Origin of the sequence: Streptomyces sp. F001 (assembly GCF_004187715.1) — a bacterium.
Classification (GTDB): Bacteria; Actinomycetota; Actinomycetes; order Streptomycetales; family Streptomycetaceae; genus Streptomyces; species Streptomyces flavusporus.
Genome location: NZ_QZWF01000005.1, coordinates 308046 through 335002, shown reverse-complemented (window position 1 = coordinate 335002; position 26957 = coordinate 308046). Strand labels below are relative to the sequence as shown.

General features: G+C 71.3%; 25 protein-coding genes and 2 pseudogenes. 12 read left to right on the top strand and 15 right to left on the bottom strand.

The window, feature by feature from the left end:
- Positions 1-17 precede the first annotated feature (17 nt).
- From StrepF001_RS21685 to StrepF001_RS21675, 3 genes are all read left to right on the top strand, one after another.
- Complete coding sequence (locus StrepF001_RS21685) at positions 18-554, top strand: DoxX family protein (protein ID WP_240797637.1); 537 nt, start codon at positions 18-20, stop codon at positions 552-554.
- 175 nt (positions 555-729) lie between these two features.
- Positions 730-1905, top strand: a complete 1176-nt coding sequence (locus StrepF001_RS21680; RefSeq protein ID WP_129799883.1) for a 4-hydroxybenzoate 3-monooxygenase — start codon at positions 730-732, stop codon at positions 1903-1905.
- Positions 1906-2108: 203 nt separating this feature from the next.
- Complete coding sequence (locus tag StrepF001_RS21675; RefSeq protein ID WP_129799882.1) at positions 2109-3008, top strand: Bax inhibitor-1/YccA family protein; 900 nt, start codon at positions 2109-2111, stop codon at positions 3006-3008.
- Positions 3009-3109: 101 nt separating this feature from the next.
- Here the strand turns inward: StrepF001_RS21675 and StrepF001_RS21670 are convergent, their stop codons facing one another.
- Positions 3110-3337, bottom strand: coding sequence for a DUF4287 domain-containing protein (locus StrepF001_RS21670; RefSeq protein ID WP_129799881.1), 228 nt, complete (start codon positions 3335-3337; stop codon positions 3110-3112).
- Between the two features lie 103 nt (positions 3338-3440).
- On the opposite strand from StrepF001_RS21670, the gene StrepF001_RS21665 reads away from it, so the two are divergent.
- The gene (locus StrepF001_RS21665; RefSeq protein ID WP_206306905.1) at positions 3441-3752 is read left to right on the top strand and encodes a hypothetical protein; all 312 of its coding nucleotides are present in this window, start codon (positions 3441-3443) and stop codon (positions 3750-3752) included.
- A gap of 112 nt (positions 3753-3864) precedes the next feature.
- Here the strand turns inward: StrepF001_RS21665 and StrepF001_RS21655 are convergent, their stop codons facing one another.
- The 4 genes from StrepF001_RS21655 to StrepF001_RS21640 all read right to left on the bottom strand — a co-directional run bounded on the left by StrepF001_RS21655 (position 3865) and on the right by StrepF001_RS21640 (position 8480).
- Entirely contained in the window at positions 3865-4644 is a 780-nt protein-coding gene (locus StrepF001_RS21655; protein ID WP_206306917.1) for a hypothetical protein, read from the bottom strand.
- A gap of 280 nt (positions 4645-4924) precedes the next feature.
- A complete protein-coding gene (locus StrepF001_RS21650; RefSeq protein ID WP_129799878.1) occupies positions 4925-6145 on the bottom strand; it encodes an acetyl-CoA C-acetyltransferase in 1221 nt (406 codons plus the stop codon).
- Positions 6146-6185: 40 nt separating this feature from the next.
- Positions 6186-7325 carry an acyltransferase family protein gene (locus tag StrepF001_RS21645; protein WP_129799877.1) on the bottom strand — a complete coding sequence of 380 codons (1140 nt, stop codon included), beginning with the start codon at positions 7323-7325 and terminating at the stop codon, positions 6186-6188.
- 135 nt (positions 7326-7460) lie between these two features.
- The gene (locus StrepF001_RS21640; RefSeq protein ID WP_206306904.1) at positions 7461-8480 is read right to left on the bottom strand and encodes an SGNH/GDSL hydrolase family protein; all 1020 of its coding nucleotides are present in this window, start codon (positions 8478-8480) and stop codon (positions 7461-7463) included.
- Positions 8481-8636: 156 nt separating this feature from the next.
- Between StrepF001_RS21640 and StrepF001_RS21635 the strand changes: the two genes are divergently transcribed.
- Positions 8637-10025, top strand: a complete 1389-nt coding sequence (locus StrepF001_RS21635; RefSeq protein ID WP_129799876.1) for a cystathionine beta-synthase — start codon at positions 8637-8639, stop codon at positions 10023-10025.
- A 353-nt stretch (positions 10026-10378) separates the two neighbouring features.
- Here the strand turns inward: StrepF001_RS21635 and StrepF001_RS21630 are convergent, their stop codons facing one another.
- The 5 genes from StrepF001_RS21630 to StrepF001_RS21610 form a co-directional block, all read right to left on the bottom strand.
- Complete coding sequence (locus tag StrepF001_RS21630; RefSeq protein ID WP_165396335.1) at positions 10379-10804, bottom strand: hypothetical protein; 426 nt, start codon at positions 10802-10804, stop codon at positions 10379-10381.
- 73 nt (positions 10805-10877) lie between these two features.
- Entirely contained in the window at positions 10878-11816 is a 939-nt protein-coding gene (locus StrepF001_RS21625; RefSeq protein ID WP_129799874.1) for an ABC transporter substrate-binding protein, read from the bottom strand.
- A 13-nt stretch (positions 11817-11829) separates the two neighbouring features.
- Entirely contained in the window at positions 11830-12492 is a 663-nt protein-coding gene (locus tag StrepF001_RS21620; protein ID WP_129799873.1) for an ABC transporter permease, read from the bottom strand.
- Position 12493: 1 nt separating this feature from the next.
- A complete protein-coding gene (locus StrepF001_RS21615) occupies positions 12494-13135 on the bottom strand; it encodes an ABC transporter permease (RefSeq protein ID WP_129799872.1) in 642 nt (213 codons plus the stop codon).
- A complete protein-coding gene (locus StrepF001_RS21610) occupies positions 13132-14163 on the bottom strand; it encodes an ABC transporter ATP-binding protein (RefSeq protein ID WP_129799871.1) in 1032 nt (343 codons plus the stop codon). The genes StrepF001_RS21615 and StrepF001_RS21610 overlap by 4 nt, the downstream gene beginning before the upstream one ends.
- Positions 14164-14305: 142 nt before the next feature.
- On the opposite strand from StrepF001_RS21610, the gene StrepF001_RS21605 reads away from it, so the two are divergent.
- The 3 genes from StrepF001_RS21605 (at position 14306) to StrepF001_RS21595 (ending at position 17345) form a co-directional block, all read left to right on the top strand.
- On the top strand, positions 14306-15814 hold the full coding sequence (locus StrepF001_RS21605; protein WP_129799870.1) for an aromatic amino acid ammonia-lyase: 1509 nt from the start codon (positions 14306-14308) through the stop codon (positions 15812-15814).
- Positions 15811-16665 carry a MurR/RpiR family transcriptional regulator gene (locus StrepF001_RS21600; protein WP_129799869.1) on the top strand — a complete coding sequence of 285 codons (855 nt, stop codon included), beginning with the start codon at positions 15811-15813 and terminating at the stop codon, positions 16663-16665. The genes StrepF001_RS21605 and StrepF001_RS21600 overlap by 4 nt, the downstream gene beginning before the upstream one ends.
- 95 nt (positions 16666-16760) lie before the next feature.
- A complete protein-coding gene (locus StrepF001_RS21595) occupies positions 16761-17345 on the top strand; it encodes a hypothetical protein (protein ID WP_129799868.1) in 585 nt (194 codons plus the stop codon).
- Between the two features lie 8 nt (positions 17346-17353).
- Here the strand turns inward: StrepF001_RS21595 and StrepF001_RS21590 are convergent, their stop codons facing one another.
- The 5 genes and pseudogenes from StrepF001_RS21590 to StrepF001_RS21570 all read right to left on the bottom strand — a co-directional run bounded on the left by StrepF001_RS21590 (position 17354) and on the right by StrepF001_RS21570 (position 21080).
- Positions 17354-17728 carry a hypothetical protein gene (locus StrepF001_RS21590; protein WP_129799867.1) on the bottom strand — a complete coding sequence of 125 codons (375 nt, stop codon included), beginning with the start codon at positions 17726-17728 and terminating at the stop codon, positions 17354-17356.
- Positions 17704-18229, bottom strand: a pseudogene (locus StrepF001_RS21585) (roadblock/LC7 domain-containing protein). The gene StrepF001_RS21590 and the pseudogene StrepF001_RS21585 overlap by 25 nt, the downstream one beginning before the upstream one ends.
- A gap of 66 nt (positions 18230-18295) precedes the next feature.
- Positions 18296-19141: a transcriptional regulator gene (locus tag StrepF001_RS21580; RefSeq protein WP_129799866.1), complete on the bottom strand. Its 846-nt coding sequence runs from the start codon at positions 19139-19141 to the stop codon at positions 18296-18298.
- Complete coding sequence (locus tag StrepF001_RS21575; protein WP_129799865.1) at positions 19138-19530, bottom strand: hypothetical protein; 393 nt, start codon at positions 19528-19530, stop codon at positions 19138-19140. Before StrepF001_RS21575 ends, StrepF001_RS21580 begins: the two co-directional genes overlap by 4 nt.
- A gap of 170 nt (positions 19531-19700) precedes the next feature.
- A complete protein-coding gene (locus tag StrepF001_RS21570) occupies positions 19701-21080 on the bottom strand; it encodes a diaminopimelate decarboxylase (protein WP_240797636.1) in 1380 nt (459 codons plus the stop codon).
- Between the two features lie 162 nt (positions 21081-21242).
- Between StrepF001_RS21570 and hutU the strand changes: the two genes are divergently transcribed.
- The 4 genes and pseudogenes from hutU (at position 21243) to hutI (ending at position 26917) form a co-directional block, all read left to right on the top strand.
- Positions 21243-22907 (top strand): urocanate hydratase, encoded by a 1665-nt coding sequence (hutU, locus tag StrepF001_RS21565; RefSeq protein ID WP_129799863.1) that lies wholly within the window; start codon positions 21243-21245, stop codon positions 22905-22907.
- A gap of 179 nt (positions 22908-23086) precedes the next feature.
- Complete coding sequence (locus StrepF001_RS21560; RefSeq protein ID WP_206306903.1) at positions 23087-24289, top strand: allantoate amidohydrolase; 1203 nt, start codon at positions 23087-23089, stop codon at positions 24287-24289.
- Positions 24286-25625: pseudogene (locus StrepF001_RS21555) on the top strand (formimidoylglutamate deiminase). The gene StrepF001_RS21560 and the pseudogene StrepF001_RS21555 overlap by 4 nt, the downstream one beginning before the upstream one ends.
- Entirely contained in the window at positions 25622-26917 is a 1296-nt protein-coding gene (gene hutI, locus StrepF001_RS21550; RefSeq protein WP_129799862.1) for an imidazolonepropionase, read from the top strand. The pseudogene StrepF001_RS21555 and the gene hutI overlap by 4 nt, the downstream one beginning before the upstream one ends.
- The last annotated feature ends 40 nt before the right edge of the window (positions 26918-26957 follow it).

Below are 26957 nucleotides of genomic sequence, written 5' to 3'. Positions count from 1 at the left end.
GGGAGCCGACCATGAACATGCCCGGTATGCGTACCTCCGCCGACACCGGCGCCCGTCCTGCGCCGCGGGTGGTGAGCGCCGGCGATGTCGGCATACTCCTGCTGCGGCTGGCAGTGGGTGTGATCCTGGCCGGCAGTGGAGCCCAGAAGCTGTTCGGCTGGTTCGGCGGGGCGGGCCTGGACGCCACGGGGAAGTACTTCACCGATCTCGGCTACGACCCCGGTGTCTTCTTCGCCGGCCTGGCGGGCGTCTCCGAAGTCCTCGGCGGGCTGGGGCTCGCCGTCGGCCTGCTGACCCCGCTCGCCGCGGCGGCCGCGGTCGGGGTCATGATCAACGCGATGGCGGTCGCGCCCGATGTGACGCTGTGGTCCGCCGAGGGACCGGCCTTCGCCTACCCCATGACCTTTGCCGTCGCCGCGCTCGCCATCGCTGCGGTGGGGCCGGGGCGTCTGTCGCTCGACGCGTTCTTCCCCTGGAGGGACGGTGGGTGGGTGCCCGCGGCGGTCGCGCTGGTCCTCGGTGTCGCCGGGGGAGTCGTCATCCTGGCGCTGTAGCTTTCGCGCCCTGCTGCTGCTCCTCTTGTCGGCGACTTCGGCGCGGGGCCGTTGACACTCGGCGGACGGGGGCGGAGACTCATGAACGGAAATCGGTGAATTAATTTTCACTATACGAACAGCCGTCCATGGCTGAAACGACGCGGCAAAGACGCCCACCCGAAGGGAACGCCCGATGCGCACCACCGTCGGCATCATCGGAGCCGGCCCCGCCGGCCTGCTCCTCGCGCGGCTGCTCCACAACGCCGGTATCGAATCGGTCGTCCTGGAGAGCCGGGACCGTGCGTATGTCGAGCGGCGGCAGCGGGCCGGGATCCTGGAGCAGGGGACGGTGGACGTACTGCGTGCGGCCGGGGCCGCGGCGCGCATGGACCGGGAGGGGCTGCGGCACGACGGCATCGAACTGCGCTTCGACCGCCGCCGTCACCGCATCGACTTCCCCGCCCTGACGGCCGGGCGCTCCGTGATGGTCTACGCCCAGACCGAGGTCTGCAAGGACCTCATCGCCCTTCAGCTCAAGGAGGGCGGACCCCTGTTGTTCGAGGCGGAGGCGCTCGCCGTCGAGGGGGCCGAGAGCGAGCGGCCGTGCGTGCGCTTCCGGTACGAGGGGCGTGAGGACGTCCTCGAGTGCGACTACGTCGTCGGTTGCGACGGGTTCTGGGGTGTCTCCCGGCCGGCGGTGCCGGCCGCCCTGTCCCGAGTCTTCGAACGGACGTACCCGTTCGGGTGGCTCGGTGTCCTCGCCGACGTACCGCCCTCGCACGACGAGCTCGTCTATGCCCACCACGACCGCGGCTTCGCCCTGCTGTCCATGCGCTCCCCGTCCGTCTCCCGCCTCTACCTCCAGGTGCCCGAGGGGACCGACGCCGAGGACTGGAGCGACGACGAGATCTGGGCGGAGCTGGAACAGCGCTTCGAGACAGCCGACGGCTGGCGCCTGGAACGCGGGCCCATCACCCAGAAGTCGGTAACGCCGATGCGTTCCTTCGTCCACGAGCCGATGCGGCACGGCCGCCTCTTCCTGGCCGGCGACGCCGCGCACATCGTGCCGCCGACCGGCGCCAAGGGACTCAACCTGGCCGTCGGGGACGTCGTCACCTTCGCGCGGGCCCTGACGTACCAGAAGGAGACGGGATCCACCGAGCTGTTGGACGCCTACTCGGAGACCTGTCTGCGCCGGGTCTGGCAGGCCGAGCGGTTCAGCTACGACATGACGACGCTCCTGCACCGTGCGCCCGGCGCCACGCCCTTCGAGGAGCGGCTGCAGCTCGCCCGGCTGGCGCGGATCACCTCGTCCCGCGCCGCCGAGACCGACCTCGCCGAGGCGTACACGGGCTTCCCCCACGACTGATCAGCGGCCGGTGATCACCGGCCGGTTCCGGCCATGTTCCGAGTTCGTCATGAATGAGGCCCTCCGCTGCCGGGAATCACGGACCCGGCTAGCGTGTTGGCCAGCACGAGGAGGGAAAGATCCTCCCCAAGCACTAGGGTCATTCCTTTGCCTGTCCATTACTCTTGAGCCAAGGCTACGCAGGGTGGCCATGGAGGAGTGAAATGAGGAGCAGCAACCCGGTCTTCTCGCGACGGGGGTTCAGCCGCGACAACGGCTACGCGGGCTTCAACACCGCGCCGCAGGCCGGGGGCGCAGCTGTGGGCACGCAGGGCAACCCGTACGCGCAGCCCGGCGCCGGTAACCCCTACGCCCAGAACCCTTACGCCCAGAACCCCTACGCCCAGCAGGACCTTCAGTACGGCGCGCCGCCGCAGGCACCGGTCACCACCGACCGGATGACGATGGACGACGTCGTCATGCGCTCGGCGATGACGCTGGGCACGGTCGTCGTCGGCGCCGTGCTCGCCTGGGCCGTGCTGCCGGTGTCGTCCAGCAGCTTCGGCCTGGCGATCGGTGCCGCGCTCATCGCCTTCGTCCTGGCGATGGTCCAGTCGTTCAAGCGCAACGCCTCGCCCGCGCTGATCCTGTCGTACGCCGCCTTCGAGGGCGTCTTCCTCGGCGTGATCAGCGAGATGTACAACAGCCGGTGGTCCGGCGCGCCCTTCCAGGCCGTGCTCGGCACCATGGCGGTCTCGGCCGCGACGCTGCTCATCTACAAGGCCGGCTGGATCCGCGTCACCGCGCGCTACGCCCGCATCGGCATGGCCATCGCCATCGCCTTCGTCCTGGTCATGGCGGTCAACCTGCTGCTCGTCGCGTTCGGTGTCGCCGAGGACGGCGGACTGCGCAGCATGGGCCCGCTCGGTGCGATCGTCGGCATCCTCGCGATCGTGCTCGGCGCGTTCTTCCTGACCCTCGACTTCAAGCAGATCCAGGACGGCATCGCCTACGGCGCGCCCCGCAAGGAGGCCTGGCTGGCCGCGTTCGGCCTGACCATGACCCTGGTGTGGATCTACGTCGAGATGCTGCGGCTGGTCGCCATCTTCAGCGGCGACGACTGATCGACGCGGCGCGCTTCGCTGGTGAGCGCGTAAGTGTGAAAGGGCCCCGGGTTCCCCCCGGGGCCCTTTGTCGTGTCCGGTGGGTTGACGGTGGTGCGCGCTCAGAGCAGTTTGCGCGCGGCCCTCCTCAGGTCGTACTCGTGAATGATCGCCTTGGCGTGGCCGTACGCGAGATTGTGCTCGTGGCGCAGCCAGCTGACCTTCTCCTCGAAGCGGAGAGCGGGGCCTTCTTCGACGGTGCGCAGCCAGTCGGCGACTTCACGACCGGTGCAGTGGGGGATACGGGCGAGCAGATTGCGATGGGTCTCCTCGGAGAAGACTTGGGACATCGGCGCCTCCGGACGCAATCGGGTGTAAGCCGGTCCTTCAGGTCACCGTGCCTGAGCGTTCGCCCGTTGGCAACAGTGCGGGAGCTGCGCGTAGTCTCGCGGCGTGGTGGATACGACGCGTCTGATCGGTGCGGTGGACCAGTTTGCTGATCGGTTGAGGGCGGCACCGCAGAGCCGGTTGCAGCGGGGCGCTGCCGCGGAGGCGCTGGCGCTGGCCCGGGCATTGGCTCGGTGGGCGCAGGAGTTGGAGGCGCCCGGGGTGGAGCCTCGGGAGATGCCGGATGCGGGGATGTTCGCGGCCGCGGATCAGATCACCGTGGCGGGGCGGGACTTGGCCGCTGTGCTGACGAGTGAGGCTGAGGTGGAGGAGGCGCTGCGGGTGGTGGGGGAGGCGCAGAAGCGGGCTGGGGTGTGAGGCTGGTTGGCGGGTGCGGGTTCGTTGTGGGTGGTCGCACCCAAGCGGCGGAGCCGCATATCGACACAGCCCCGCGGCCCTGAAGAGGCGCTCCCGTGCCCGGCGTCCCCGGTCAGAAGGACGCTATGACCCTGTCCGCCAGGATGTAGACGTTCTCCTCGCCGCACGCGAACGTCAGGGTGTAGGCGCCTGAGATGCCCGAGCCGCCCAGGAGGTACGGGGATTCGCCGGAGCGGAGGGCGGTGGCCAGGTGGTCGGCGGTTTCGCGGTGGCCGGGGGTCATGCACAGGGTCGTGCCGTTGGCGAAGACGTAGACGTCGAGGGTGCCCAGCGGGCCGGGGCGGACGTCGGTCAGCTCGACACGGGAGGCGGCCAGTTCCTCGAGGGTTTCGACCGTGCGCTCATGGTCGTTCACGACCGGTGAGGCGGTCGGCGTGAAGTCCGGGTGAGAAGGATGGCGGCGGCGGGCCGCGGCCAGCTCCGCGGATTCCCCGGCGAACTCGTCGACCTCGGGGCTCGGCTCGGACACCGGCTCCAGCGGCTCCAGGGCCGCGAAATCGGCCTCTCGCGGGAGGAAGAGGTCGCTGTCCGTCAGGCCCAGCAGCGACGGTGCGTCGGAGACGTCACGGGCCTCCTGGGCGGCCCAGAAGGCACGTGCCTCGGCCAGCTCCCGCTCCCGCTCCTCGGCCAGCGCCTCGGCCACGGCCGTGCGTATCTCGTCGGTATCGGCGGCCGTGCGGGCGGCGGGCACGAGGGGGCGCACGGCGGCGCGGCCCTCAGCGAGCTCGGCGTGCAGGTTCGCGACCTGGCGGCGCAGCTGCATGAGGGTGCGCAGGACGGCGACGCCCACGGCGCCCGTGGCGGCCGTGGTGACCAGCAAGGCGATCGGCATGGGGCTCACTGACGTACTCCCGGTTCAAGGTCGACCCCCGACTTCCTACATCAGCTTGATGGGTGAACTAACCAGCTGTCAGTGCGTAACGTCACGAAACGGACAGGGAATTCTGTCTGACGTTTCTGGTGGGGATGCGCTGACCTGCGGTGATCTCTGTTGCGAGGGAGATAGGTCACATCCTCGGAGAGATTGGGTCACAAACCGGCCCAGAACCCCGGTGGTGACGAGGTTCTGGGCCGGTGGGTGACGGCGGGTGCCGGTGGGGCTACCCAGGGGTTCAGCTGAGGCGCTCGATGACCATCGCCATGCCCTGGCCGCCGCCGACGCACATCGTCTCCAGGCCGAACTGCTTGTCGTGCCACTGGAGGGAGTTGATGAGCGTGCCGGTGATGCGGGCGCCGGTCATGCCGAAGGGGTGGCCGACGGCGATGGCGCCGCCGTTGACGTTCAGCTTCTCCAGCGGGATGTTCAGGTCGCGGTAGGAGGGGATCACCTGGGCGGCGAACGCCTCGTTGATCTCGACCAGGTCGATGTCGTCGATGGTCAGGCCGGCGCGGGCCAGGGCCTGCTTGGACGCCTCGACCGGGCCGTAGCCCATGATTTCGGGGGACAGGCCCGAGACGCCGGTGGAGACGATGCGGGCGAGGGGGGTCAGGCCCAGCTCGCGCGCCTTCGTGTCGGACATGATGATCAGGGCCGCGGCGCCGTCGTTCAGGGGGCAGCAGTTGCCGGCGGTGACCAGGCCGTCGGGGCGGAAGACGGGCTTGAGGCCGGCGACGCCCTCCAGGGTGACGCCGGGACGCGGGCCGTCGTCCTTGCTGATCACGGTGCCGTCGGGGAGGGTGACCGGGGTGATCTCGCGCTCCCAGAAGCCGTTCTTGATGGCTTCCTCGGCGAGGTTCTGCGAACGGACGCCGAACTCGTCCATCTCCTGGCGGCTCACGCCCCAGGAGCGGGCCAGGTTCTCGGCGGTCTGGCCCATCGCGATGTACGGGTCGGGGATCAGACCGTCCTCGCGCGGGTCGTGCCAGGTGGTGCCCTCCTGCTCGGCGACCGCGGCGGTGCGGGCCTCGGCCTCGGCGAACAGCGGGTTGCGGGTGTCGGGCAGGCTGTCGGAGTTGCCCTTGGCGAAGCGGGAGACCGTCTCGACGCCGGCCGAGATGAAGACGTCGCCCTCGCCGGCCTTGATGGCGTGCAGGGCCATGCGGCTGGTCTGGAGGGACGACGAGCAGTACCGGGTGATCGTGCAGCCGGGGAGGTGGTCCATCCCCATCTGCACGGCGACGACACGGCCGAGGTTGTTGCCCTGCTCGCCGCCGGGGAGGCCGCAGCCGAGCATCAGGTCGTCGATGTCCTTCGGGTCCAGCTCGGGGACCTTGGCGAGGGCGGCCTGGATGATCGTGGCGGTGAGGTCGTCGGGGCGCAGGTCCTTGAGGGAGCCCTTGAAGGCGCGGCCGATGGGGGAGCGGGCGGCTGAGACGATCACGGCTTCGGGCATCACGGCTCCAGACGACGACGGTGGGCTCTTACGCGGGAAATTACCCGTAAGTAGGCTGTCGGTCACCGGCATCCGGGTGTGATGCAGACCTCTTTTCCAAGCGCTTGCTTAGGAGCTCCGCGGTGATCGGCGCCGCGGGCGCCGGTGCCGGCGCGAGCAGCAGGCCCACCGGGGGCCGGGTCAGCGGCCGGGCCAGGCGGCGTATGAACGGCGACGCGAGCACCGCAGTGAGTACGACCCCGCCCACCATCAGGGCGGCCACCTCCAGATGGGTGTCGGCCCGGGCGATCAGGCCGCGCTCCCGAAGCGGCAGGATGACCAGCGGATGCAGCAGGTAGACGGTGAAGCCACCGGCCCCGAGGGCGGAGATCAGCGGCAGCCGCCGCTTGGGCATCACTCGCAGCAGGCACAGTACGAGCGCCGCGGCCGAGGCCAGGACGAGCAGCCGGATCAGCCAGGCGCCCTCCATGCCCAGCGGGTTGTCGGCGGTGTACGCATGGCGCATCGAGAGCCACTCGCCCTTGACGTCCCGGCTCCACAGCCATCCCACCGCACCCGAGGCGAGGATCCCCGCCCCCGCGACCGGCAGGCTCCACCGGCTCTCGAACCACTCCCGGAGCATGCCCCGGCCCAGCCGCCAGCCGAGGTAGAACAGCGGCAGGTACACCAGGGTCCGGCTGGCCGAGAACATCAGCCCGAACTCCTCCACGTACCCGAGCCCGAGCGCCACGACCGTGGTGACCAGCAGCGGATGGCGCAGCTGGACCACGAGCGGCAGCAGTAGCCGCCAGAAGAAGAGCGACATCAGGAACCACAGCGTCCACGGCAGCTGGGCGATGTGCAGGTCGAGGGGGCCGCCCAGCGCGTATGTCTCCACTGAGAACAGCAGGCTGAACAGGAGGGCGGGCACGGCGATGCTGCGGATCAGGTTGCGCAGGTGGCGCGGGCCGAGCGGCCCCGCGCTGCTGAAGACCCCGGCCAGGACGACGAAGGCCGGGACCCGGAAGGCCCAGGTCGCGACGTGGAAGGCGTGCAGCGCGTCGTACTTGCTCATGATGCTGCCGATGGAGTGCAGGACCACGATCAGCGCGGCGGACACGAACCGGGTGTTGTCCCACCAGGGGTTTCGGACCCGGGTCGGGCCGGCGGTGTCGGTGGGTCTCGGGGGCGGGTTTTCCATCGCGGCGGGGTGCTCCTGACAGCAAAGTGACAGCGGAAAGAAAGGGGCCGCTCACCTTCGCGAGTCCAGGGGATGCCCCGGTTACGCAATGCCGCTGGAACGGTGAATGCCAGGTGTATGAAAAGGGTTGCGCGGCTATGTCGGCTGTGGTGCCGGCTCCGTCGCGGTGACCCGACGGCGGCGGCGCCTCTTCAGGAGGGCCCACGGGCCCCGTGGCCCCGTCGGCATGGCTGCCGTGACTTCCGTGCCGGCCTCCGAGGCGGCCTCGGCGGCGGCGCGGGCGACGGGGAGGTAGCCCTCGTGGCGGGTGACGTCGGGGCGTTCCTCTTCCGCCGGCCAGAGGCCCAGCGCGGCGCAGAGGGTGGGGAGGACCGCCATCGCGGCGGTGGCGTAGCCCTCGGCCGAGGGGTGGTAGTTGTCGGGGCCGAAGAGTTCGCGCGGGTTGGCGGCGAACTCGGGGCCCAGCAGGTCACCCAGCGACACGGTGCGGCCGCCCTGTTCGACGACTCCGATCGTCTGGGCGGCCGCCAGCTGGCGTGATGCCCGTCGGGCCAGCCAGCGCAACGGCTGCTGCACCGGCTCGATGGTGCCCAGGTCGGGACAGGTGCCGACCACCACCTCCGCGCCGACCGTGCGCAGCCTGCGTACCGCCGCCGAGAGATGACGCACCGACTGGGTCGGCGGCATGCGGTTGGTGACGTCGTTCGCGCCGATCATGATCACGCAGACGTCGGGGACCAGGCCCGGGTCGGACAGGGCCAGCGTCACCTGGCGGTCCAGGTCGTCCGACCGGGCGCCGGGCAGGGCGACGTTGCGCAGCCGTACGGGGCGTTCCGCGACGGCGGCGAGGCCCGAGGCGAGCAGCGCGCCCGGAGTCTGGCCGACCCGGTGTACGCCCTGGCCCGCGGCGGTGGAATCGCCGAGGACGGTGAGGCAGAGGGGCGGATCACCCTGGGTGTCGTACGTACGGCCGTACAGCCCGTCCGCGTTCGGCACATGGGGCTCCGCGCCGTTGCCCACATGGCGCCTGGCCAGCCGGACCTCGGCCAGCACCAGACCGACGACCGCGGCACCGGCCAGGCCGATACCGCCGCCGCCGTACGCCGCACCGGCCGCGATACGCCGGGCCACCCTCGCCCTCGCCATCCTCGTCATGCGTCGCCGACACCTCCTCGTACCCGTTCAACCACTTGCTTGCCCCGAAGCGACCGCCCCCCAATCTCAACGGCGAGTGAACGCCGGTCGCAGGTGGCAGGCCATAGGCTGGCGGCATTACCACGACCACCTCTTCTGCAGCATCCGGAGACAACGGTGCAGTTCCACGACTCGATGATCAGCCTCGTCGGCAACACCCCGCTGGTGAGGCTCAACAACGTCACCAAGGGGATCAGGGCGACCGTCCTGGCCAAGGTGGAGTACTTCAACCCGGGCGGTTCCGTGAAGGACCGCATCGCCCTGCGCATGATCGAGGCGGCCGAGCAGAGCGGGGAGCTCAAGCCCGGCGGCACGATCGTGGAGCCAACCAGTGGGAACACGGGCGTCGGGCTCGCCATCGTGGCTCAGCAGAAGGGGTACAAGTGCATCTTCGTGTGCCCCGACAAGGTGTCCACGGACAAGATCAACGTGTTGCGGGCGTACGGAGCCGAGGTGGTCGTCTGCCCGACCGCCGTCGCGCCCGAGCATCCGGACTCCTACTACAACGTCTCCGACCGGCTGGTGCGCGAGACGCCGGGTGCCTGGAAGCCCGACCAGTACTCCAACCCGAACAACCCCCTTTCGCACTATCACTCCACCGGCCCCGAGCTGTGGGAGCAGACCGAGGGGCGGATCACGCACTTCGTGGCCGGTGTCGGCACCGGTGGCACCATCTCCGGAACCGGTCGGTACCTGAAGGAAGCCAGTGACGGGCGCGTCAAGGTCATCGGCGCCGACCCCGAGGGCTCGGTGTACTCCGGCGGCTCCGGGCGGCCGTATCTCGTCGAGGGCGTCGGTGAGGACTTCTGGCCGACGGCGTACGACCGTACGGTCGCCGACGAGATCGTCGCCGTGTCCGACAAGGACTCCTTCCAGATGACCCGGCGGCTGGCCAGGGAGGAGGGGCTGCTGGTCGGCGGGTCGTGCGGCATGGCCGTCGTGGCCGCGCTGCGGGTGGCCGAGCGGCTCGGACCGGACGACGTCGTGGTGGTGCTGCTGCCGGACAGCGGGCGTGGGTACCTGAGCAAGATCTTCAACGACGAGTGGATGGCCGACTACGGCTTCCTCGAGGACGAGGGCCCGAGCGCGCGCGTCGGCGACGTGCTCAACGACAAGGAGGGCGGCGCCATCCCCTCCCTCGTCCACATGCACCCGGACGAGACGGTCGGTCAGGCCATCGAGGTGCTGCGCGAGTACGGCGTCTCGCAGATGCCGATCGTGAAGCCGGGCGCCGGGCACCCGGACGTGATGGCCGCCGAGGTCGTCGGCTCGGTCGTCGAACGGGAGCTGCTCGACGCGCTGTTCACCAAGAGCGCCTCGCTGGAGGACCCGCTGGAGAAGCACATGTCGCCGCCGCTGCCGCAGGTCGGCTCCGGCGAGCCGGTCGGGGACCTGATGTCCGTGCTCGGCGAGGCGGACGCAGCGATCGTGCTGGTCGAGGGCAAGCCGACCGGAGTGGTCAGCCGGCAGGACCTGCTGGCCTTCCTCGCCAAGAGCGCGAAGTAGGGCCGGACGGCAAACCTGCGGTGAACGGACCGTGCCGACGGCGAACTTGCGGCGACGTGCGTGTTTGTTGCTCTTCTCGGAAGTGGTACGAGCGTGTCACGTCCGCGCAGCACCCGCTTAACACAGGTCCGGCACATTAGGGGGTGTCGGCAGGGCGGGAGCGGCTCCCCGCCCCGGCCGGCACCGAACGGCGCCAAGGACCTCCGGAGCGGCTCCCGGACCTCCATGGACGCCACGGACGCGCAAGCCCGGCCCTGACCCGGCCCGCGTCCCTCGCGGGGACCGCCGTCGTCCCGCCCCCCGTCAAGGGGGTGCGGCGGTCCCCGCGCATGATTTTTCTGGCGCGGAGCTCCTCAGTCCTCCCAGTCGCTGTCCTGATCCGACTTGCGGCGCTTGCCGAAGAGTCCGGGGTTGACGCGGGCCGCCTGGAAGGCGTTGACGCCCACGATGCCTGCCCAGGCGACGAGGAGGCCGGGGAGGTCGGCCACGCCGCCGCCGATCGCGGAGAGCGGGACCGCCAGGACCAGCGAGACGATGCCGAAGCCGAAGCGTTCGCCCCAGGAGTCCGTCGGCTTCGGTGACCGGGAGTCCCGGGCCACCATCATCTGCTGCTCGGCCAGCTGCCGGCGCACCCGGCGCTCGACGGCGCCGTCGATGCGCTGGTCGACCTTCTCCAGGAACGAGTCGACCAGCGCGGACTCGTACTCCTCGCCCAGTTCCCTGCGGGCCTGCAGGGTGGCGTTGAGTTCCTTCTTCAGCTCGGCGTCCCGCGCGTCCATTCCGCTCATGCGGTCCACGGTAGGGAGCGGGCACGCGGCCCGCACTGGGGTTAGCCCCCCTGTCGCGAGCGGGTCAGCCGGTGGCCGTCAGCCCCTTGCGCTCCGCGTACGCCCGCGCCACGTCCTCCGGGTCCTTCTTGTCCTTGTCGACCTGGCGGTTGAGTTCGGTGAGGTCGGCAGTAGTGAGGGCGTTGCCGAGCCCGGCGAGCGCCTTGCGGACGGTGGAGTCGGCCTTGCGGTCGGCGATCAGAGGGACGACGTGCTGGCCGGGGATCAGGTTCTTGGGGTCCGTCAGCACCACCCAGCCCTCCGCCTGGATGTCGGTGTCGGTGGTGAAGAGGTTGGCCACGTCGACATCGCCCTTCTTCAGGGCGCCCTTGACCAGTGGGCCGGAGGAGTCGAGAGACTTGAACTCCTTGAACTCCACTCCGTACACGTCCTTGAGTCCGACCGCGCCGACCTGACGCGTCTTGACCTCCGCGGCCGCGCCGATGACCAGCTTGCCGTTCTGCTTCTTCAGGTCGGCGAGGGAGGTCAGGCCGTACTTCTCCGCCGTCTCCCGGGTCACCGCGAAGGCGTCGGAGTCCTCGGCCATGCCGTACGGCAGGACCTGGAGGCCGGCGGGGAGGGCCATGGTCAGGGCGTTCTGCATCTCGCCCTCCTCCGTCGCGGTGGCCTTGGGGGCGACGTAGTGCAGCAGGGCGCCCTGGTACTCCGGGAGGAGGTCGATGTCGCCGCCCTTGATGGCGGGGATGAGGATCTCGCGGGTGCCGAGGTTGGGGCGGACGGTCGTCTTCACTCCGGCGGCGTCGAGGACGGCCGCGTAGAGGTAGCCGAGCACCTGGTTCTCGGTGAAGTTGGCGGTGCCGATAGTGAGGCCGCCCTTGCTGGAGCCACCGCCGGAGGTGGTCGTGCCCTCGCTGTCGAGGGAGGTGATGCCGCTGGAGCACGCGGAGAGAGCGGGGACGGAGGCTGCGGCGAACAGGCCGCCCAGGAGGGTACGTCGGTTCATGTGGGTGGGTTCCCTATGCAGTGCGGTGGCGGAAGAGGACGCGCTGGAGGGCAGACAGCGCGAGGTCGAGGGCGATGGCGACCACGGCGACCAGCACCGCGCCGCCCATCACCTGCACGAGGTCGCGCTGGGCCAGGCCGTCGAAGACGTACCGGCCGAGGCCGCCGAAGGAGACGTACGCGGCGATCGTGGCCGTGGCCACCACCTGGATCAGCGCGAGACGCAGGCCCGTCATGATCAGGGGGAGGGCCAGCGGGAGCTCCACCTGGAAGAGGACCTGGTGGCCGCGCATGCCCTGGCCCCGCGCCGCGTCCTTCACGTCCGGGTCGACGGCGGTCATCCCGGCGTAGGTGTTGGTGACGATCGCCGGGACCGCGAGGGCGACCAGTGCGACGTAGACGGGCCACATCGAAAGGCCGCTGGCGAGGAAGACCAGCACGACCAGGCCGACGGTGGGCAGGGCGCGGCCGAAGGACGACAGGTTGATCGCGACGAACGCGCCTTTGCCGGTATGGCCGATCAGCAGGCCGAGCGGGAGGCCGATCGCGGCCGCGATGAGGGTGGCGAGCAGCGAGTACTGGAGGTGTTCGGCGAGGCGGGTGGCGATGCCGTCGGGGCCGGCCCACTGCTCGCCGCTGGTCAGCCAGTCACCGAGGTTCTTGAAGAGTTCGTACATCTCAGGCTCGCCGCCTCGTCCACGGGGTGAGTGCGTACTGGACGGCGACCAGAGCTGCGTCCGCCACCACGGCCAGCAGGAGGGTGAGGACCACGCCCACGATCACCGGGGTCGGGAAGTTGCGCTGGAAGCCGTCGGTGAAGAGCTGGCCGAGGCCGCCGTCGCCGATGTAGGTCGCCACGGAGACGAGGGAGATCGACATGACCGTGGCGATCCGGACGCCCGCCATGATCACGGGGAGGGCCAGCGGGAACTCGACGGTGAGGAGGGTGCGCAGGGGGCGCGTCCCCATGGCCTTCGCCGCCTCCTTGGTCTTCGTGGGGACCGAGTCGAGGCCCTCGACGGTGTTCCGGAGCAGGACGACCAGGGTGTAGATCGTCAGGCCGATGACCGTGGTGGTGCGGGTCAGACCGGAGACCGGGAGGAGGAGCACGAAGACCGCGATCGACGGGATGGTGAACAGGACGTTCGACAGGCCGAGCAGGAAGCCGCGCAGCGGGCGGACGCGGTGGGCGACCACCGCGAGCGGGAGCGAGATCAGCAGGCCGAAGAGGACGGCGCTGAGTGCTGCCTGGAGGTGGGAGACCGTCAGGGTGGTCAGGTCGTCGGTGTGGTCGGATATCCAGGACCAGTCGATGGTCATGCGGCCACGACCTCGGTGTGCGCCCGGTTCGCGTGCTCGTGGATGTCGTCGCGGGAGGAGACCCCGGTGAGTACGCCGGCCGTGTCGACGCGGGCGATCAGGCCGGTGGGGGAGGCGACCGACTCGTTGAGCGCCGACAGCAGGGAGTCGGTGTCCTGCAGCGGTCGTACGGGGAGTTCGGCGTCCTTCGACGCCCAGTGCAGCGGCTTGCGCCCCTCGTCGAGTACGAGCGTCCAGGTGCCGCCCTCGGGGGCCGGGCCCTGGGGGACCTCGGCGAGGGTCCTGAGCGAGAGGAGCTTCAGGCCGCGCTCGGCGCCGAGGAAGTCGGCCACGAAGTCGTCGGCCGGGCGGGCGAGGAGTTCGGCGGGCTCGGCGCACTGGACCAGGTGGCCGCCGGTGCGGAAGATCGCGATCCGGTCACCGAGCCGGACGGCCTCGTCGATGTCGTGGGTGACGAAGACGATGGTCTTGCTCAACTCCTTCTGGAGCCGGAGCAGTTCGTCCTGGAGCTGGGTGCGGACCACCGGGTCGACCGCGCCGAACGGCTCGTCCATCAGCAGGACGGGCGGGTCGGCAGCGAGGGCGCGGGCGACGCCGACGCGCTGCTGCTGGCCGCCGGAGAGCTGGTGCGGGTAGCGGCGGCCGGCCTCGGGGGTGAGGCCGACGGTCTCGAGGAGTTCCGCGGCCCGGGCGCGGGCCTTGCGGCGGCCCCAGCCGAGCAGCAGCGGCACGGTGGCGATGTTGTCGAGCACCGTGCGGTGCGGGAAGAGGCCCGACTGCTGGATGACGTATCCGATGGACCGGCGCAGCTCGGCGGCGTCCTGCTGCTGGACGTCCTTGCCGCCGACCCGGATGGTGCCGGAGGTCGGTTCCACCATCCGGTTGATCATCCGCAGGGTGGTCGTCTTTCCGCAACCGGAGGATCCGACGAGGACGGTCACGCCGCCCTCCGGCATGGCGAGGGAGAGGTCGTGGACTGCTGTCGTGCCGTTGGGGAAGCGCTTGTGGACCGCGTCGAACTGGATCATGAGTTGTCCCTTGCCCGGCCTGTATAACGTCATGCAGAGTTCTTGGTGTCTGAATAGCTTGTCAATGCTCCGGCGTTAATCCGCGGTTACGGATGGCCGATGGGCAAGATCAGGTGTCCGATTTGAGGAGGGTATGCGCGTGATGTCGTCTCGGATCGTGGACGCCCCGGAGGGTGTGGCCCCCGGCCTCGTCGTTCTCGACGGGCGTGGGCTCGGCGTCGCGGATGTCGTCCGGCTCGCCGACGGGGCCGCGCGGCCGGTGCCGGGGACCGAGGCGATGAAGCGCGTCGAGGAGTCCTGGGACGTCGCCCGCCGGATCGCCGCCACCGGTCGCGTCTACGGCCGCTCCACCGGCGTCGGCGCCAACCGGAACGAGGACGTGCCCACCGATGCGGCCGCCGGCCATGGCCTGAGGCTGCTGCGCAGCCACGCCGGCGCCATCGGGGAAGAGCTGCCCGCCCGGCAGGTACGGGCGATGCTCGCCGTACGCGCCAACCAGCTGCTGGCCGGGGGTGCCGGGCTGCGGCCGTCCGTCGTCACCGCGCTGTGCGAGGCGCTGGAGACCGGGGCGTACCCGGTGGTGAACGAGTTCGGGTCGGTCGGCACCGGGGACATCGCCGCGCTCGCGCAGGTCGGGCTGGCGCTCGCCGGGGAGCACCCATGGCGGGGAACGGCTGCACCAACGCCCCAACCCCTCGACAACAACGACGCGTTGGCCCTGATCAGCAGCAACGCCCTCACCCTGGGTCAGTCCGCGCTCGCCCTGCACGAACTGCGCGGGCTGCTCGCCGCCACCCAGGTCGTTGCCGCACTGTCCCTGCTGGCCGTCGACGGCTCCCACGAGGCGTACGCCGCCCCCGTGCACGCCGCCCGCCCGCACCGCGGCTCCGCCGAGGTCGCTCGGCGGATGCGGGAGCTGATCGGTGCCGCCGACCGGCCCACCCCACCGCTCGGCCGGATCCAGGACCCGTACGGCTTCCGCTGCCTGCCCCAGATCCACGGCCCGGCGCACGACGCCGCCGACGCCCTGGAGGAGGTCCTCGCCGTGGAGATCAACGCGGCTGCGGAGAACCCGCTGATCTCCCCCGAGGACATGGCGGCGTACCACCACGGCGGCTTCTACCAGGCTCAGCTCGCCCTCGCCCTGGACCACTTCAGGCTGGCCATAACCCAGGTCGCCCGCCTGTCCACGTCACGGCTGTCGACGCTGAACGAGCCGGCCTACACCCGCCTGCGCCCCTTCCTCGCCGACCACGAGCCCGCCTCCTCCGGCGTGATGATCCTGGAGTACGCCGCCGGTGCCGCCCTCGGCGATCTGCGCGCGTTCTCCGCGCCCGCCTCGCTCGGCCACGCTGTACTCTCCCGAGGCGTCGAGGAACAGGCCAGTTTCGCCTCGCTCGCCGCACGGCAGACGCTGCGGGCGTGCGGCGCGTACCGTCTCGTCGTCGGCTGCGAACTCGTAGCCGCCGTACGGGCGTTGCGGCAACGCGACCTCCGCCTCGAGCCGGAGCTTCCGGCGGGCCGGGCGCTGGAGCTCGCCGAGTCGGTGCTGGACGCGGACCCGGCCGACCGGCCGCTCACGCCCGATGTGACGGTGGCGTCCGAACTGCTCGACCGGTTCACGGACATCTGGAGGGGGAGCACGTCATGAGCGGTACCGAGGGGCGGGGCGACAGCCCTGCCGCGCGGCTGCAGGCGCTCTTCGAGGGGCACCGGCTCACGCCGACCCAGCGGCGCATCGCGCACAGCATGGTGCGGCGGGCCGCCGACGTGCCGTTTCTGTCCAGCGTCGAGCTCGCCGAACTCGCCGGGGTCAGCCAGCCGTCCGTCACCCGCTTCGCGGTCGCCCTCGGCTTCGACGGCTACCCGGCCCTGCGCAAGCACCTGCGCGAGGTGGCGCCCGCCGAACAGAGCGCGGACTCGGCTTCGTACAACGAGTACCAGCAGGCCGTCGAGGCCGAGATCGAGAACCTGAAGCACCTCGCGGAACTGCTCGCCGATCCGCGGCCGGTGCAGGAGGCGGGCCGGCTGCTGGCCGCTTCCCGCCCGCTGCCGGTGCTCGGCCTCAGAGCAGCGGCCTCCCAGGCGTACGGCTTCGCCTACTTCGCCGCCAAGGTCCATCCGGACGTACGGCTGCTCCACGAGGGCGGCACGATGATCCACGACCGGATCGACGGAGCCGTACGGGCCGGCGCCTCGGCGCTGCTCTGCTTCGCGCTGCCCCGGCATCCGCGCGAAGTCGTGGACACGCTGGCGTATGCGAAGGAGGCGGGCCTGTCCGTCGTGACCGTCGCCGACTCCGCCTTCGCGCCCGTCGCGAAGGTGTCCGACCTGCTGCTGCCGGCCGCCGTCGGCACGGGGCTCGCCTTCGACACGGCCTGTGCGCCGATGCTGCTCGGGCGGGTCCTGCTGGAGGCGATGTGCGACGACCTGCCGGACGCGCAGGCCCGGTTGGAGGAGTTCGACGCACGGGCGGCGGCGCGGGGGCTGTTCGTGGAGTAGGGCCTGTATGGGGGCTGGTTCTCAGACGCGTCTCACTTTCACTCGCTAATCTGCACGGCCGACAGGAATGTGCCAGGGCGACAAGGAGGCGGAACGTGGCACGCGGAGGTCAGGGGCTGGCTCGGGTGGCCTGTGTCGTACGGGCGGGAGCCGCACCACTGTGGTGGCTCGGAGTGTTCGCGGCCGGCATCGGCGTACTGGTCCCCGGCGTCACCGGGCGCAGGATCGGTGTGCTCGCCGGGGCGGCGCTGTTCATCGTCGCCGCCGTCACGGTGGCCTTCCGCCGCCGCAGGCGCTACGCCGCCCTCGCCGACGGGGCCGCCCGCGCCGGCAAGCACGACGTGCTCCAGGACCGCGCGGTGACCGTCCGCAACTGGCGGCGCGGGCACCGCTGGTGGTTGCTGCTCGCCTTCCTCGCCGCGCTCGGCAGCTCCTACGCCGTGCCCGCGGCGGGCGGCATGCTGCTTGCCGGGACCGGTGCGGGACTGTGGCTGAAGGCCGCGTGGCTCGGGCGGCGCGAACGGGCCGAGGAGGCGCTGCTGTGGGTGCGCGTCGACTGGCTCGCCCGCGACGGCGGCCGCCCGGCCGGCAAGGCGGTCAGGGCGTACCGCAGCACGGGCATCGCGGCGGGCGACGCAGCCCCTGGCGGCTCCCGCCGCCGCACCGCCGCGCTGGTCTGACCGGCCCCTCAGACCTCCAGCTCTTCCTCGATCCGTCGCAGCTGGTGCCGGGCCATGGCGAGGTTGGACCGCTTGGCGTCCAGCACCAGGTAGATGAAGAGCCCGTTGCCGCCGCGGCCGCTGAGCAGCCGGATCAGGTGGTACTGGTCCGACAGTGTGATCAGGATGTCCTCGATCTGGCCCTTGAGCCCGAGGTGTTCCATCGTGCGCATCTTCGCGCGGACCACGTCGGTGTTGCCGGCGGCGGCGACGTTGAGGTCGAAGCTCTTGCTGCCGCCCATCGTGCCCAGGGCCATGCCGCTGGTGTAGTCGACGAGGGCGACTCCGGTCGCGCCCTCGATGGAGGCGAGTGCTTCTTTCAGCGCGGTCTCGGTGTTGGCCATGGCTGCGGTTTCCTCTCAACTTTCCGTGGTGGTGGGTGTGTTGGTGCGTGGGGGGTGGGGTTCGGGGCGTGCGGACGGCCTTCTGACGGGCGGGGACGGGCTTGGCGGGGGCTCGGGGCCGTGTCCCGTACGGCGTCGCCGACCAGTTCGCCGATGCGGGCGCCGGTGCGGCGGCCTTCCAGGTGCAGGCGGCCGACGTTGACGCGGTCCTCGGCGAGCAGCGTCAGTACGGCGGTACGTCCCGCCGCGTACGTCGCGACATAGCCGTCCACCCCGCGCACGAAGCAGTTCCCGGAGGTCGCCCTGACCGGTCACGTCGGCCATCCGCACGGCGACGCCGAGTGCGGCTGCGGTGAGCGCGGCCAGGCCCTCCGGCTCCACACCCGGGGTGTCGTGGGCGATGACCAGGCCGTCCACGCCGGCGGCGAGGGCGCCGGTCAGCTGGGGCACGCGGGTTCTCAGCCGGTGGAGTTCGTCGAGAATCGGGGGTTCCACCGCCATCAAAGGTTCCTTTCAGCGGGCGGGTGGGGTGGGTGGTGCGGCGCCCGCTGCTGCGGTTGCTGTCGTTCAAAGGGCCTCCAGCGCATCCCTGACCCTCTTCAGCAGCGCAATGTCGGGAGCGGCGGTCCTGAGACCGTCGGGGGCGGCGATTCCGGTTCCGGCGCGGTCGGCCGACGCGGCCCCGGCGGGAGTCGGCGGCGTCCGTGGAGCCACCAGCCCAGCTGCTGCCAGTCGCCGTACCGCCACCAGGGTGTGGAACGCCGGCCTGCCCAGTTCGCGGGCGATGTCCGCCGCGGTGCGTATGCCGTCCACCCGGCCCAGCACCGCGCTCTGCCGGGGCGCGACCGCGGGGGCCGCGGCCGTGTCGACCCGTTCCAGGGGTGCGCTGTCGCTCGCCGGGTCCGGCCAGATGCGGTGCAGCAGGCTGCGCCGGCGGAGCGTCTCGTGCTCCACGGCGGCGACCGGGACGGGGTGGACCGATCCGAGCCAGTGCGTGGTGCCGTAGTGGAAGTGGCCCGGCGTGCGGCTCGGGGCAAGGGCGAAGTACGCGGCGTCGTACAGCGCGCTCAGATGGCACAGCTCCAGCGCGCCCGGGGCGAGACGGCCGCCGTCGAGCAGCAGGCGGTCGGCGTCATGCCGCTGGTCGGCCCGGTCGACGGCGTCCTGCCAGGCCCGCGCGTCGAGTGTGCCGTGCGCCGTGAGGATCACGTCGAGTCCGGGGGCGAGGGGGCTCTCGGCGTGCACCACCCGGCCCTCGGTGAGGTACAGCGTGCCGCACTCACGGACCAGGACTCCGGTGGCCCGCTCGGCGGCGAGCCGGGTCAGCATCGGCGAGACGCCGCCCGAACGGCTCCCGGCCGCCTTGTTCCGCACCGGCAGCCGGGGCGGTGGGGTCGTGCCGACCATCGTCATCCCAGCACCAGCCGTCCGGCCATCTCGCCCAGCCGGATACGGGCCAGTGCGAGGTTGCCGTCCGCCCGGGCCAGCCAGAGGTGCAGGAACACGCTGCTGTCGAACGATGTCCGCACGAACCGCAGCACGTGATAGCTGTCCCGGTTGCTGAGGATCAGGTCCTCGACCGGCGGGTCGGCCGCCTCCTCCCCGTCGTCGGGTGCGAACGCCCGCTGCTCGGCGGCCAGGCGGGCCAGCTCCGCGGCCTCGGCGGCCGCCGTTTCGTGGTCGCCGCCCGGCGGTTCACCGACGGTGCCCAGGGCCAGTCCGCTGGTCCAGTCGACCAGTGCGGCCCCCCGCGCACCGGGCAGCCGCATGGCCTCCAGCAAGCACTCGTCGATTCCGGGCACCCTGACTCCCCTCCCGCCTGGGTTCGGCTGAGTAACCCTGAGGCTACGCAACGTGTGTGCGGCGGGTGAGAGTTCTGGCATTTTCCAGTGGAACTTGCCCCGGGGCTACTAGGGTGGGTCAACTGGCCCTGCTTTCAGACCAGTTGATCAACCACGTCCACCGGCCGGCGTCAACGGCGGTCCGGCGTGCGCAGGGTGGTGAGCGCCGTCGCGTGCGCCCCTCCCGACTCCGCCACGATCTCCTCGAGGGTCTGCGGAGTGCGTACGGTCGCGAAGGCCACGCCCCCGGCACCGTCCGGGGCGAAGCCGTGAATGCCCGGCCGGGCGAGCGAGTTGTAGGCGTAGTGGTGGGCGAAGTAGTACGCCCCCGTGTCCAGCGCCGCCGCGTAGTCCCCCTGCTCCAGCAGCGGCAGCGCACGACCCTCGGCCAGCAGGTCCCCCGCGAAGCAGGCCGGTCCCGCCACGTCCTGCACCACCGCCGGCCCCTCCTTCGGCCGCCCCTTCGCGTCGTACGCGGCGATCCTCAGCGGCCACGCCCCCGGCGCGTACACCGTCCGCGTCGCGACCTGCACGCCCGCGTGCGTCACCGCGACGGGCCGCCCGCCCGCGCTCTTGGCGTACTCGACCCGCGCCACCACCGTCCCGTGCTTGGCCAACAGGGACCGCCCGAACTCGGTCACCAGCCCGTACCGCCCGTCGAACAGCCCCGGCACCGTCTCCCTCAGCATCCGCGCGTACTGCGCGTACGACGGTGTCGTCGCCTCCGAGGCGAAGTTCACCGGCAGTCCCCCGCCGATGTCGATCGTGTCGACCTGCCGACGGCCGATCCGCCGGTTGATCTCCTCCGCGAGCGCGTACGTCTGTGCCACGCCGTCGGTCATCCGGGACAGCGGGATGCCCTGCGAGCCGGTGTGCGCGTGCAGCCGGGTCAGCCAGGGGCGCTCCGCGTACGCCCGCACCACCCACTCGCGCGCCCCCTCGTCCCGCAGCGCCACCCCGAACTTCGAGGTTGCCGTGGCGGTCGAGAGCGCTTCGATGGAACCCCCGCCGACCTGCGGGTTCACCCGTATTCCGATAGGGGAGCGGCTCGGCGCCGACCGCATGAGACCGTCGATGCGATCCAGTTCCTGTGGGTTGTCCGCGTTGACCGCGATGCCCAGCGCCAGCGCCTCGCGCAGCTCCGCCGGAGTCTTCGCGGGCGAGTCCAGCACCGTCCGCTCCGGCGCCACGCCGGCCGCCCGTGCCAGCGCCAGCTCGCCCGGGCTCGCCACCTCCGCGCCGATGTCCTCGTCGCGCAGCAGCCGCAGCACCGGCACCAGCGGGGTCGCCTTCACCGCGAAGGCGTGCAGCACCGGCGTGCCGGGCGCCACGACGGCGTCGAACGCAGCGCGCAGCTCGGCCGCCGACTCCCGGATGCCGGTGATGTCGAGCAGGCCCACGATGGGGGTGCCGGGTCCGAGCAGCCCCTGCTCCACCGCCGCCCGTACCGCCTCGTCACGCCGGGCCGCCCGCTCCCCGCCACCCACGTGGTCCTCGTGGCCGTTGTCCATGCCGTCCCCCGTTCTGCCGATGTCCGAGCCCATGCATCCAGCCAAACATCCACTGTGCCCCCGCGCCGAGGGGCCAAGGTATTGACTAGGTCTATTCAGAAAGTCAGGATGTGAATAACCGCAGCAACAATCCGCCGGGAGCAATCCACCAGGAGGCAGACCATGTCAGGACCCCGCCCCGTACGAGCGCCGCGCGGTACGGAACCGAGCGCCCTGGGATGGCAGCAGGAAGCCGCTCTGCGGATGCTGCAGAACAACCTCGACCCGGAGGTCGCCGAGCACCCCGACAAACTCGTCGTGTACGGCGGGACCGGCAAGGCGGCGCGTGACTGGCGCTCCTTCGACGCGATGGTCCGCACGCTGAGGACCCTCAAGCAGGACGAGACGATGCTCGTCCAGTCCGGTCGCCCGGTCGGCGTCATGCAGACCCACGAGTGGGCCCCGCGCGTCCTCATCGCCAACTCCAACCTCGTCGGCGACTGGGCCAACTGGGAGGAGTTCCGGCGCCTGGAGCAGCTGGGCCTGACCATGTACGGCCAGATGACCGCCGGCTCCTGGATCTACATCGGCACCCAGGGCATCCTCCAGGGCACCTACGAGACCTTCGCCGCCGTCGCCGCGAAGAAGTTCAACGGCACTCTCGCCGGGACGATCACCCTCACCGCCGGCCTCGGCGGCATGGGCGGCGCCCAGCCGCTCGCCGTGACCATGAACGACGGTGTGGCCATCTGCATCGACTGCGACCCGCGGGCCATCGAGCGGCGCATCGAGCACCGGTACCTCGACGTGCGCGCCGACTCGCTGGAGCACGCCCTCCAGCTGGCCGTCGAGGCCCGTGACGCCCGGCGCCCGCTGTCCATCGGCCTGCTCGGCAACGCGGCGGAGCTGCTGCCGCGCATGCTCGCCGAGGGCGCGCCCATCGACATCGTCACCGACCAGACCTCGGCCCACGACCCGCTGGCGTACCTGCCGCTGGGCGTCGACTTCGACGACATGGCGTCGTACGCGGCGAAGGACCCGGCCGGTTTCACCACCCGCGCGCGTGAGTCCATGGCCCGGCACGTCGAGGCCATGGTCGGCTTCATGGACGCCGGAGCGGAGGTCTTCGACTACGGCAACTCCATCCGCGGTGAGGCCCAACTCGCCGGGTACGACCGGGCGTTCGCCTTCCCCGGCTTCGTCCCCGCGTACATCCGGCCGCTGTTCTGCGAGGGCAAGGGTCCCTTCCGCTGGGCCGCGCTGTCCGGCGAGGCCTCCGACATCGCGAAGACCGACAAGGCGGTCCTGGAGCTCTTCCCGGAGAACGAGTCCCTGGCCCGCTGGATCAAGATGGCGGGGGAGCGGGTCCACTTCCAGGGACTCCCGGCCCGTATCTGCTGGCTCGGCTACGGCGAGCGCGACAAGGCCGGTGAGCGGTTCAACGACATGGTCGCGAGCGGTGAGCTGGCCGCGCCGATCGTCATCGGACGCGACCACCTCGACTGCGGTTCCGTCGCCTCCCCGTACCGGGAGACCGAGGCGATGCTGGACGGGTCCGACGCGATTGCCGACTGGCCGCTGCTGAACGCGATGGTGAACGTGGCGTCGGGCGCGTCCTGGGTGTCCATTCACCACGGGGGCGGCGTCGGCATGGGGCGGTCGATCCATGCGGGGCAGGTGACGGTGGCGGACGGCACGGCACTGGCGGGCGAGAAGATCCGGCGCGTGCTGACGAACGACCCGGGCATGGGCGTGATCCGGCATGTGGACGCCGGGTACGACATTGCGGAGTCGGTGGCGGGGGAGCGGGGCGTGCGGGTGCCGATGCGTGAGGGTGACGACGCGTGATCCAGGAGCAAGGCGGGCGCGGCAACCGTCCGGTGGGGGATGAGGTCTCGTCGCCGGGTGCGGGTCCGGCTGTGCCCACCCGCCCCCACTCTCAACTTCGTTCGAGCGGGGGGACCCCCATCGCCCTGCGGAACGACTGCCCACAGCCTGTACGGGGCCAGGGCGGCTCGTTTCATGAGATGTGGCGCGAGTTGCGTCCCATCGGTCGGCATCCCGATACCGGTGGCTACCGGCGCTTCGCCTGGACCGGTGCTGATGGTGAGTGTCGGGAGTGGTTCAAGGCGCAGACGGAGTCGCGTGGGCTGACGTACGAAGTCGACCGGAACGGCAACCAGTGGGCATGGCTCGGGGACCCCGCCCAAGGGGACGCCGTCGTCACCGGGTCGCATCTGGACTCCGTGCCCGATGGCGGGGCCTTCGACGGGCCCCTCGGGGTCGTCTCCTCCTTCGCCGCGCTCGACGAACTGCGCCACCGCAACGCCCGGTTCACCAAGCCCCTCGCCATCGTCAACTTCGGTGACGAGGAGGGCGCCCGCTTCGGGCTCGCCTGCGTCGGGTCGCGGCTGACCGCCGGGCAGCTCACTGTCGAGCAGGCGCATCGGCTGACCGACGGCGACGGGGTCACGTTGCCGCAGGCCATGGAGGCCGCCGGGTACGACCCCGGTGCCATCGGACCGGACCCGGAGCGGCTTGCGCGCATCGGTGCCTTCGTCGAGCTGCACGTCGAGCAGGGGCGGGCGCTGGATCTGTCCGGCGACCGGGTGGGCATCGCCGGCGCCATCTGGCCGCACGGGCGGTGGCGGTTCGACTTCCGGGGCGAGGCCAACCACGCGGGGACCACGCGGCTGGTGGACCGGCGTGACCCCATGCTGTCGTACGCCGAGACCGTGCTGGCCGCCCGCCGGGAGGCGCAGCTCGCCGGTGCCGTCGCCACCTTCGGCAAGATTGCCGTCGAGCCCAACGGCGTCAACGCCATTCCCTCTCTGGTGCGCGGCTGGCTCGACTCCCGCGCCGCCGACCAGACGAGCCTCGACGCGGTGGTCGGCGGCGTCGAGAAGGCTGCCCGTGAGTACGCCGCCGCGCACGGCGTCGACCTCGACGTCGTCCGGGAGTCCTTCACACCCGTCGTGGAGTTCGACCACGCCCTGCGCGACGAACTGGCCCGCATCCTCGGCAAGGACCCCGACCTCACGGTCCCCGTCCTGGGTACTGGTGCCGGACACGACGCCGGGATCCTCTCCGGGAGCATCCCGACCGCCATGCTGTTCGTGCGCAACCCCACGGGCGTCTCGCACTCCCCGGCCGAGTTCGCGGCCGAGGACGACTGCGTGGCCGGGGTGACCGCACTCGCCGACGTACTGGAAGGGCTGGCCTGCTCGTGACGCAGACGCAGACGTACTGGCTGGAGCACGCCTGGCTCGGCACGCACGTCGAGCCGGGCGTGGCCGTGGACACGGACGACGGCCGTATCACCGCCCTCCGCACCGACGTCCCCACCCCGCCCCCCGGCGCCGAGATCCTCCGCGGGCTCACCTCCCCGGTCTCGCGAACGCGCACTCGCACGCCTTCCACCGCGCCCTGCGCGGCACCGTCCAGGTCGGCTCCGGGACCTTCTGGACCTGGCGCGAGGTCATGTACTCGTTCGCCGACAGGCTGACCCCGGAGACCTATCACGCCCTCGCCCGCGCCGTGTACGCCGAGATGGCACTGGCGGGGATCACCGCGGTCGGCGAGTTCCACTACGTCCACCACGCCCCGGGTGGCACCCCGTACGCCGACCCCAACGCCATGGGCGAGGCCCTGATCGCAGCCGCCGCCGAAGCCGGCATCCGTATCACCCTCCTCGACACCGCCTACCTGTCCTCCGGCTTCGGACAGCCCCCCAACGCCCACCAGCTCCGTTTCTCCGACGGCAGCGCGGAAGCCTGGGCGGAACGCTGTTCAGTTCTCAAGGAACGGGATCATGCGCGGATCGGGGCGGCGATTCACTCCGTACGGGCCGTGCCCGCCGACCAGTTGGCAACGGTGGCGCGGTGGGCCGAGGAGCGGCGGGCCCCGCTCCATGTGCATCTGTCCGAGCAGACCGCCGAGAACGAGGCGTGCCTGGAAGTCCACGGCTGCACCCCGACGCAGCTCCTCGCCCTGCACGGCGTGCTCGGGCCGCGTACCACCGGCGTCCACAACACCCACCTCACCGCCGAGGACATCTCCCTCATCGGTGGCAGCGGCACCGGCACCTGTATGTGCCCGACGACCGAGCGGGACCTCGCGGACGGCATCGGGCCGGCCGTCGCCCTGCAGAACGAAGGCTCCCCGCTCTCCCTCGGCTCCGACAGCCACGCCGTGATCGACCTGCTGGAAGAGGCGCGCGCGATGGAGCTGAACGAGCGGCTGCGCACCCGTACGCGAGGTCACTGGACGGCGGCGGCCCTGCTGCGGGCGGCCTCGGCCGACGGCCACGCGGCCCTCGGCTGGGACGACGCGGGCACCCTGGAGCCGGGTGCACGCGCCGACTTCGCGACGATCGCGCTCGACTCGGTCAGGACGGCAGGGCCGCTTCCGCGGCTCGGGGCCGAGACGGCCGTATTCGCTGCGTCGGCAGCAGACGTGTCGCATACGGTCGTGGGCGGTCGGCACGTCGTACGGGACGGGGTTCACACTCTCGTACCGGATGTGCCGAAAGCCCTCGCGGACGCCGTCGAAGCCCTGCGCGGATGACGCCGGGCCGCCCACCCGAGCGGCCCGCCTCCGCCCCCGAACCCGACCCCACCGCCGACCAGGCCAGCAAGGACGCCATGAGCAACGCGACGACCGTCAGCCCCGCCCACTCCGCGAGCACCGCAAGCACGCTCATCACCAACATCGCCGCCCTGGTCACCAACGACCCCTCCTCCGGTGACAATTCCCCCCTCGGACTGATCCAGGACGCGGCCGTCGTCATCGAAGGCGACCGCGTCGTGTGGACCGGTGATCAAAGCAAAGCACCCGCCACTGACAATCGGGTCGACGCAGCCGGCCGGGCGGTCATCCCCGGCTTCGTCGACTCCCACTCCCACCTCGTCTTCGCGGGCGACCGGACGCAGGAGTTCAACGCCCGGATGTCGGGGCGGCCGTACAGTGCGGGCGGCATCCGTACGACGGTCGCCGCCACCCGGGCCGCGAGCGACGAGGAACTCGAGGCGAACCTCACCCGTTACCTCGAAGAGGCCCTCCGCCAGGGCACCACCACGTTCGAGACGAAGTCCGGCTACGGCCTGACCGTCGAGGACGAGTCCCGCGCCCTGCGCATCGCCGCCGCCCACACCGACGAGGTCACCTACCTCGGCGCCCACATCGTCTCCCCGGACTACGCCGACGACCCCGCCGCCTATGTCGCCCTGGTCACCGGCGAGATGCTCGACGCCTGCGTCCCGCACGCCCGTTGGATCGACGTCTTCTGCGAGAAGGGCGCCTTCGACGGCGACCAGGCCCGCACGATCCTCACCGCGGGCAAGGCCAAGGGCCTGCACCCCCGCGTCCACGCCAACCAGCTGTCGTACGGCCCCGGAGTCCAGCTCGCCGTCGAACTGGACGCCGCCAGCGCCGACCACTGCACCCACCTGACGGACGCGGACGTGGACGCCCTCGCGAACGGCAACACCGTCGCCACCCTCCTCCCCGGTGCCGAGTTCTCCACCCGCGCCGAGTGGCCGAACGCCCGCCGCCTTCTCGACGCGGGCGTCACCGTCGCCCTCTCCACCGACTGCAACCCGGGCTCGTCGTTCACCTCCTCCGTCCCCTTCTGCATCGCGCTCGCGGTACGGGACATGGGGATGACGCCGGACGAGGCGGTCTGGTCGGCCACGGCGGGCGGCGCGGCAGCCCTCCGCCGCGACGACATCGGCCGGCTCACCCCGGGCGCCCGCGCCGACCTCGTCCTCCTCGACGCGCCGAGCCATGTGCACCTGTCCTACCGGCCCGGCGTGCCCCTGGTCACCGGCGTGTGGCGGCGGGGCGAGCGGCTGGTCTGAGCGACCTGCGCCCGGCGCCAGGCGCGCCCCGCGATTCCGG

Excerpts from the sequence above, each read along its gene's own strand:
- StrepF001_RS21685 (WP_240797637.1), top strand. The coding sequence starts at position 18 with ATGCCCGGTATGCGTACCTCCGCCGACACCGGCGCCCGTCCTGCGCCG.
- StrepF001_RS21680 (WP_129799883.1), top strand. The coding sequence starts at position 730 with ATGCGCACCACCGTCGGCATCATCGGAGCCGGCCCCGCCGGCCTGCTC.
- StrepF001_RS21675 (WP_129799882.1), top strand. The coding sequence starts at position 2,109 with ATGAGGAGCAGCAACCCGGTCTTCTCGCGACGGGGGTTCAGCCGCGAC.
- StrepF001_RS21670 (WP_129799881.1), bottom strand. The coding sequence starts at position 3,337 with ATGTCCCAAGTCTTCTCCGAGGAGACCCATCGCAATCTGCTCGCCCGT.
- StrepF001_RS21655 (WP_206306917.1), bottom strand. The coding sequence starts at position 4,644 with ATGCCGATCGCCTTGCTGGTCACCACGGCCGCCACGGGCGCCGTGGGC.
- StrepF001_RS21650 (WP_129799878.1), bottom strand. The coding sequence starts at position 6,145 with ATGCCCGAAGCCGTGATCGTCTCAGCCGCCCGCTCCCCCATCGGCCGC.
- StrepF001_RS21645 (WP_129799877.1), bottom strand. The coding sequence starts at position 7,325 with ATGGAAAACCCGCCCCCGAGACCCACCGACACCGCCGGCCCGACCCGG.
- StrepF001_RS21640 (WP_206306904.1), bottom strand. The coding sequence starts at position 8,480 with ATGACGAGGATGGCGAGGGCGAGGGTGGCCCGGCGTATCGCGGCCGGT.
- StrepF001_RS21630 (WP_165396335.1), bottom strand. The coding sequence starts at position 10,804 with ATGGACGCGCGGGACGCCGAGCTGAAGAAGGAACTCAACGCCACCCTG.
- StrepF001_RS21625 (WP_129799874.1), bottom strand. The coding sequence starts at position 11,816 with ATGAACCGACGTACCCTCCTGGGCGGCCTGTTCGCCGCAGCCTCCGTC.
- StrepF001_RS21620 (WP_129799873.1), bottom strand. The coding sequence starts at position 12,492 with ATGTACGAACTCTTCAAGAACCTCGGTGACTGGCTGACCAGCGGCGAG.
- StrepF001_RS21615 (WP_129799872.1), bottom strand. The coding sequence starts at position 13,135 with ATGACCATCGACTGGTCCTGGATATCCGACCACACCGACGACCTGACC.
- StrepF001_RS21610 (WP_129799871.1), bottom strand. The coding sequence starts at position 14,163 with ATGATCCAGTTCGACGCGGTCCACAAGCGCTTCCCCAACGGCACGACA.
- StrepF001_RS21605 (WP_129799870.1), top strand. The coding sequence starts at position 14,306 with ATGTCGTCTCGGATCGTGGACGCCCCGGAGGGTGTGGCCCCCGGCCTC.
- StrepF001_RS21600 (WP_129799869.1), top strand. The coding sequence starts at position 15,811 with ATGAGCGGTACCGAGGGGCGGGGCGACAGCCCTGCCGCGCGGCTGCAG.
- StrepF001_RS21590 (WP_129799867.1), bottom strand. The coding sequence starts at position 17,728 with ATGGCCAACACCGAGACCGCGCTGAAAGAAGCACTCGCCTCCATCGAG.
- StrepF001_RS21580 (WP_129799866.1), bottom strand. The coding sequence starts at position 19,141 with ATGACGATGGTCGGCACGACCCCACCGCCCCGGCTGCCGGTGCGGAAC.
- StrepF001_RS21570 (WP_240797636.1), bottom strand. The coding sequence starts at position 21,080 with ATGGACAACGGCCACGAGGACCACGTGGGTGGCGGGGAGCGGGCGGCC.
- hutU (WP_129799863.1), top strand. The coding sequence starts at position 21,243 with ATGTCAGGACCCCGCCCCGTACGAGCGCCGCGCGGTACGGAACCGAGC.
- StrepF001_RS21560 (WP_206306903.1), top strand. The coding sequence starts at position 23,087 with ATGTGGCGCGAGTTGCGTCCCATCGGTCGGCATCCCGATACCGGTGGC.
- hutI (WP_129799862.1), top strand. The coding sequence starts at position 25,622 with ATGACGCCGGGCCGCCCACCCGAGCGGCCCGCCTCCGCCCCCGAACCC.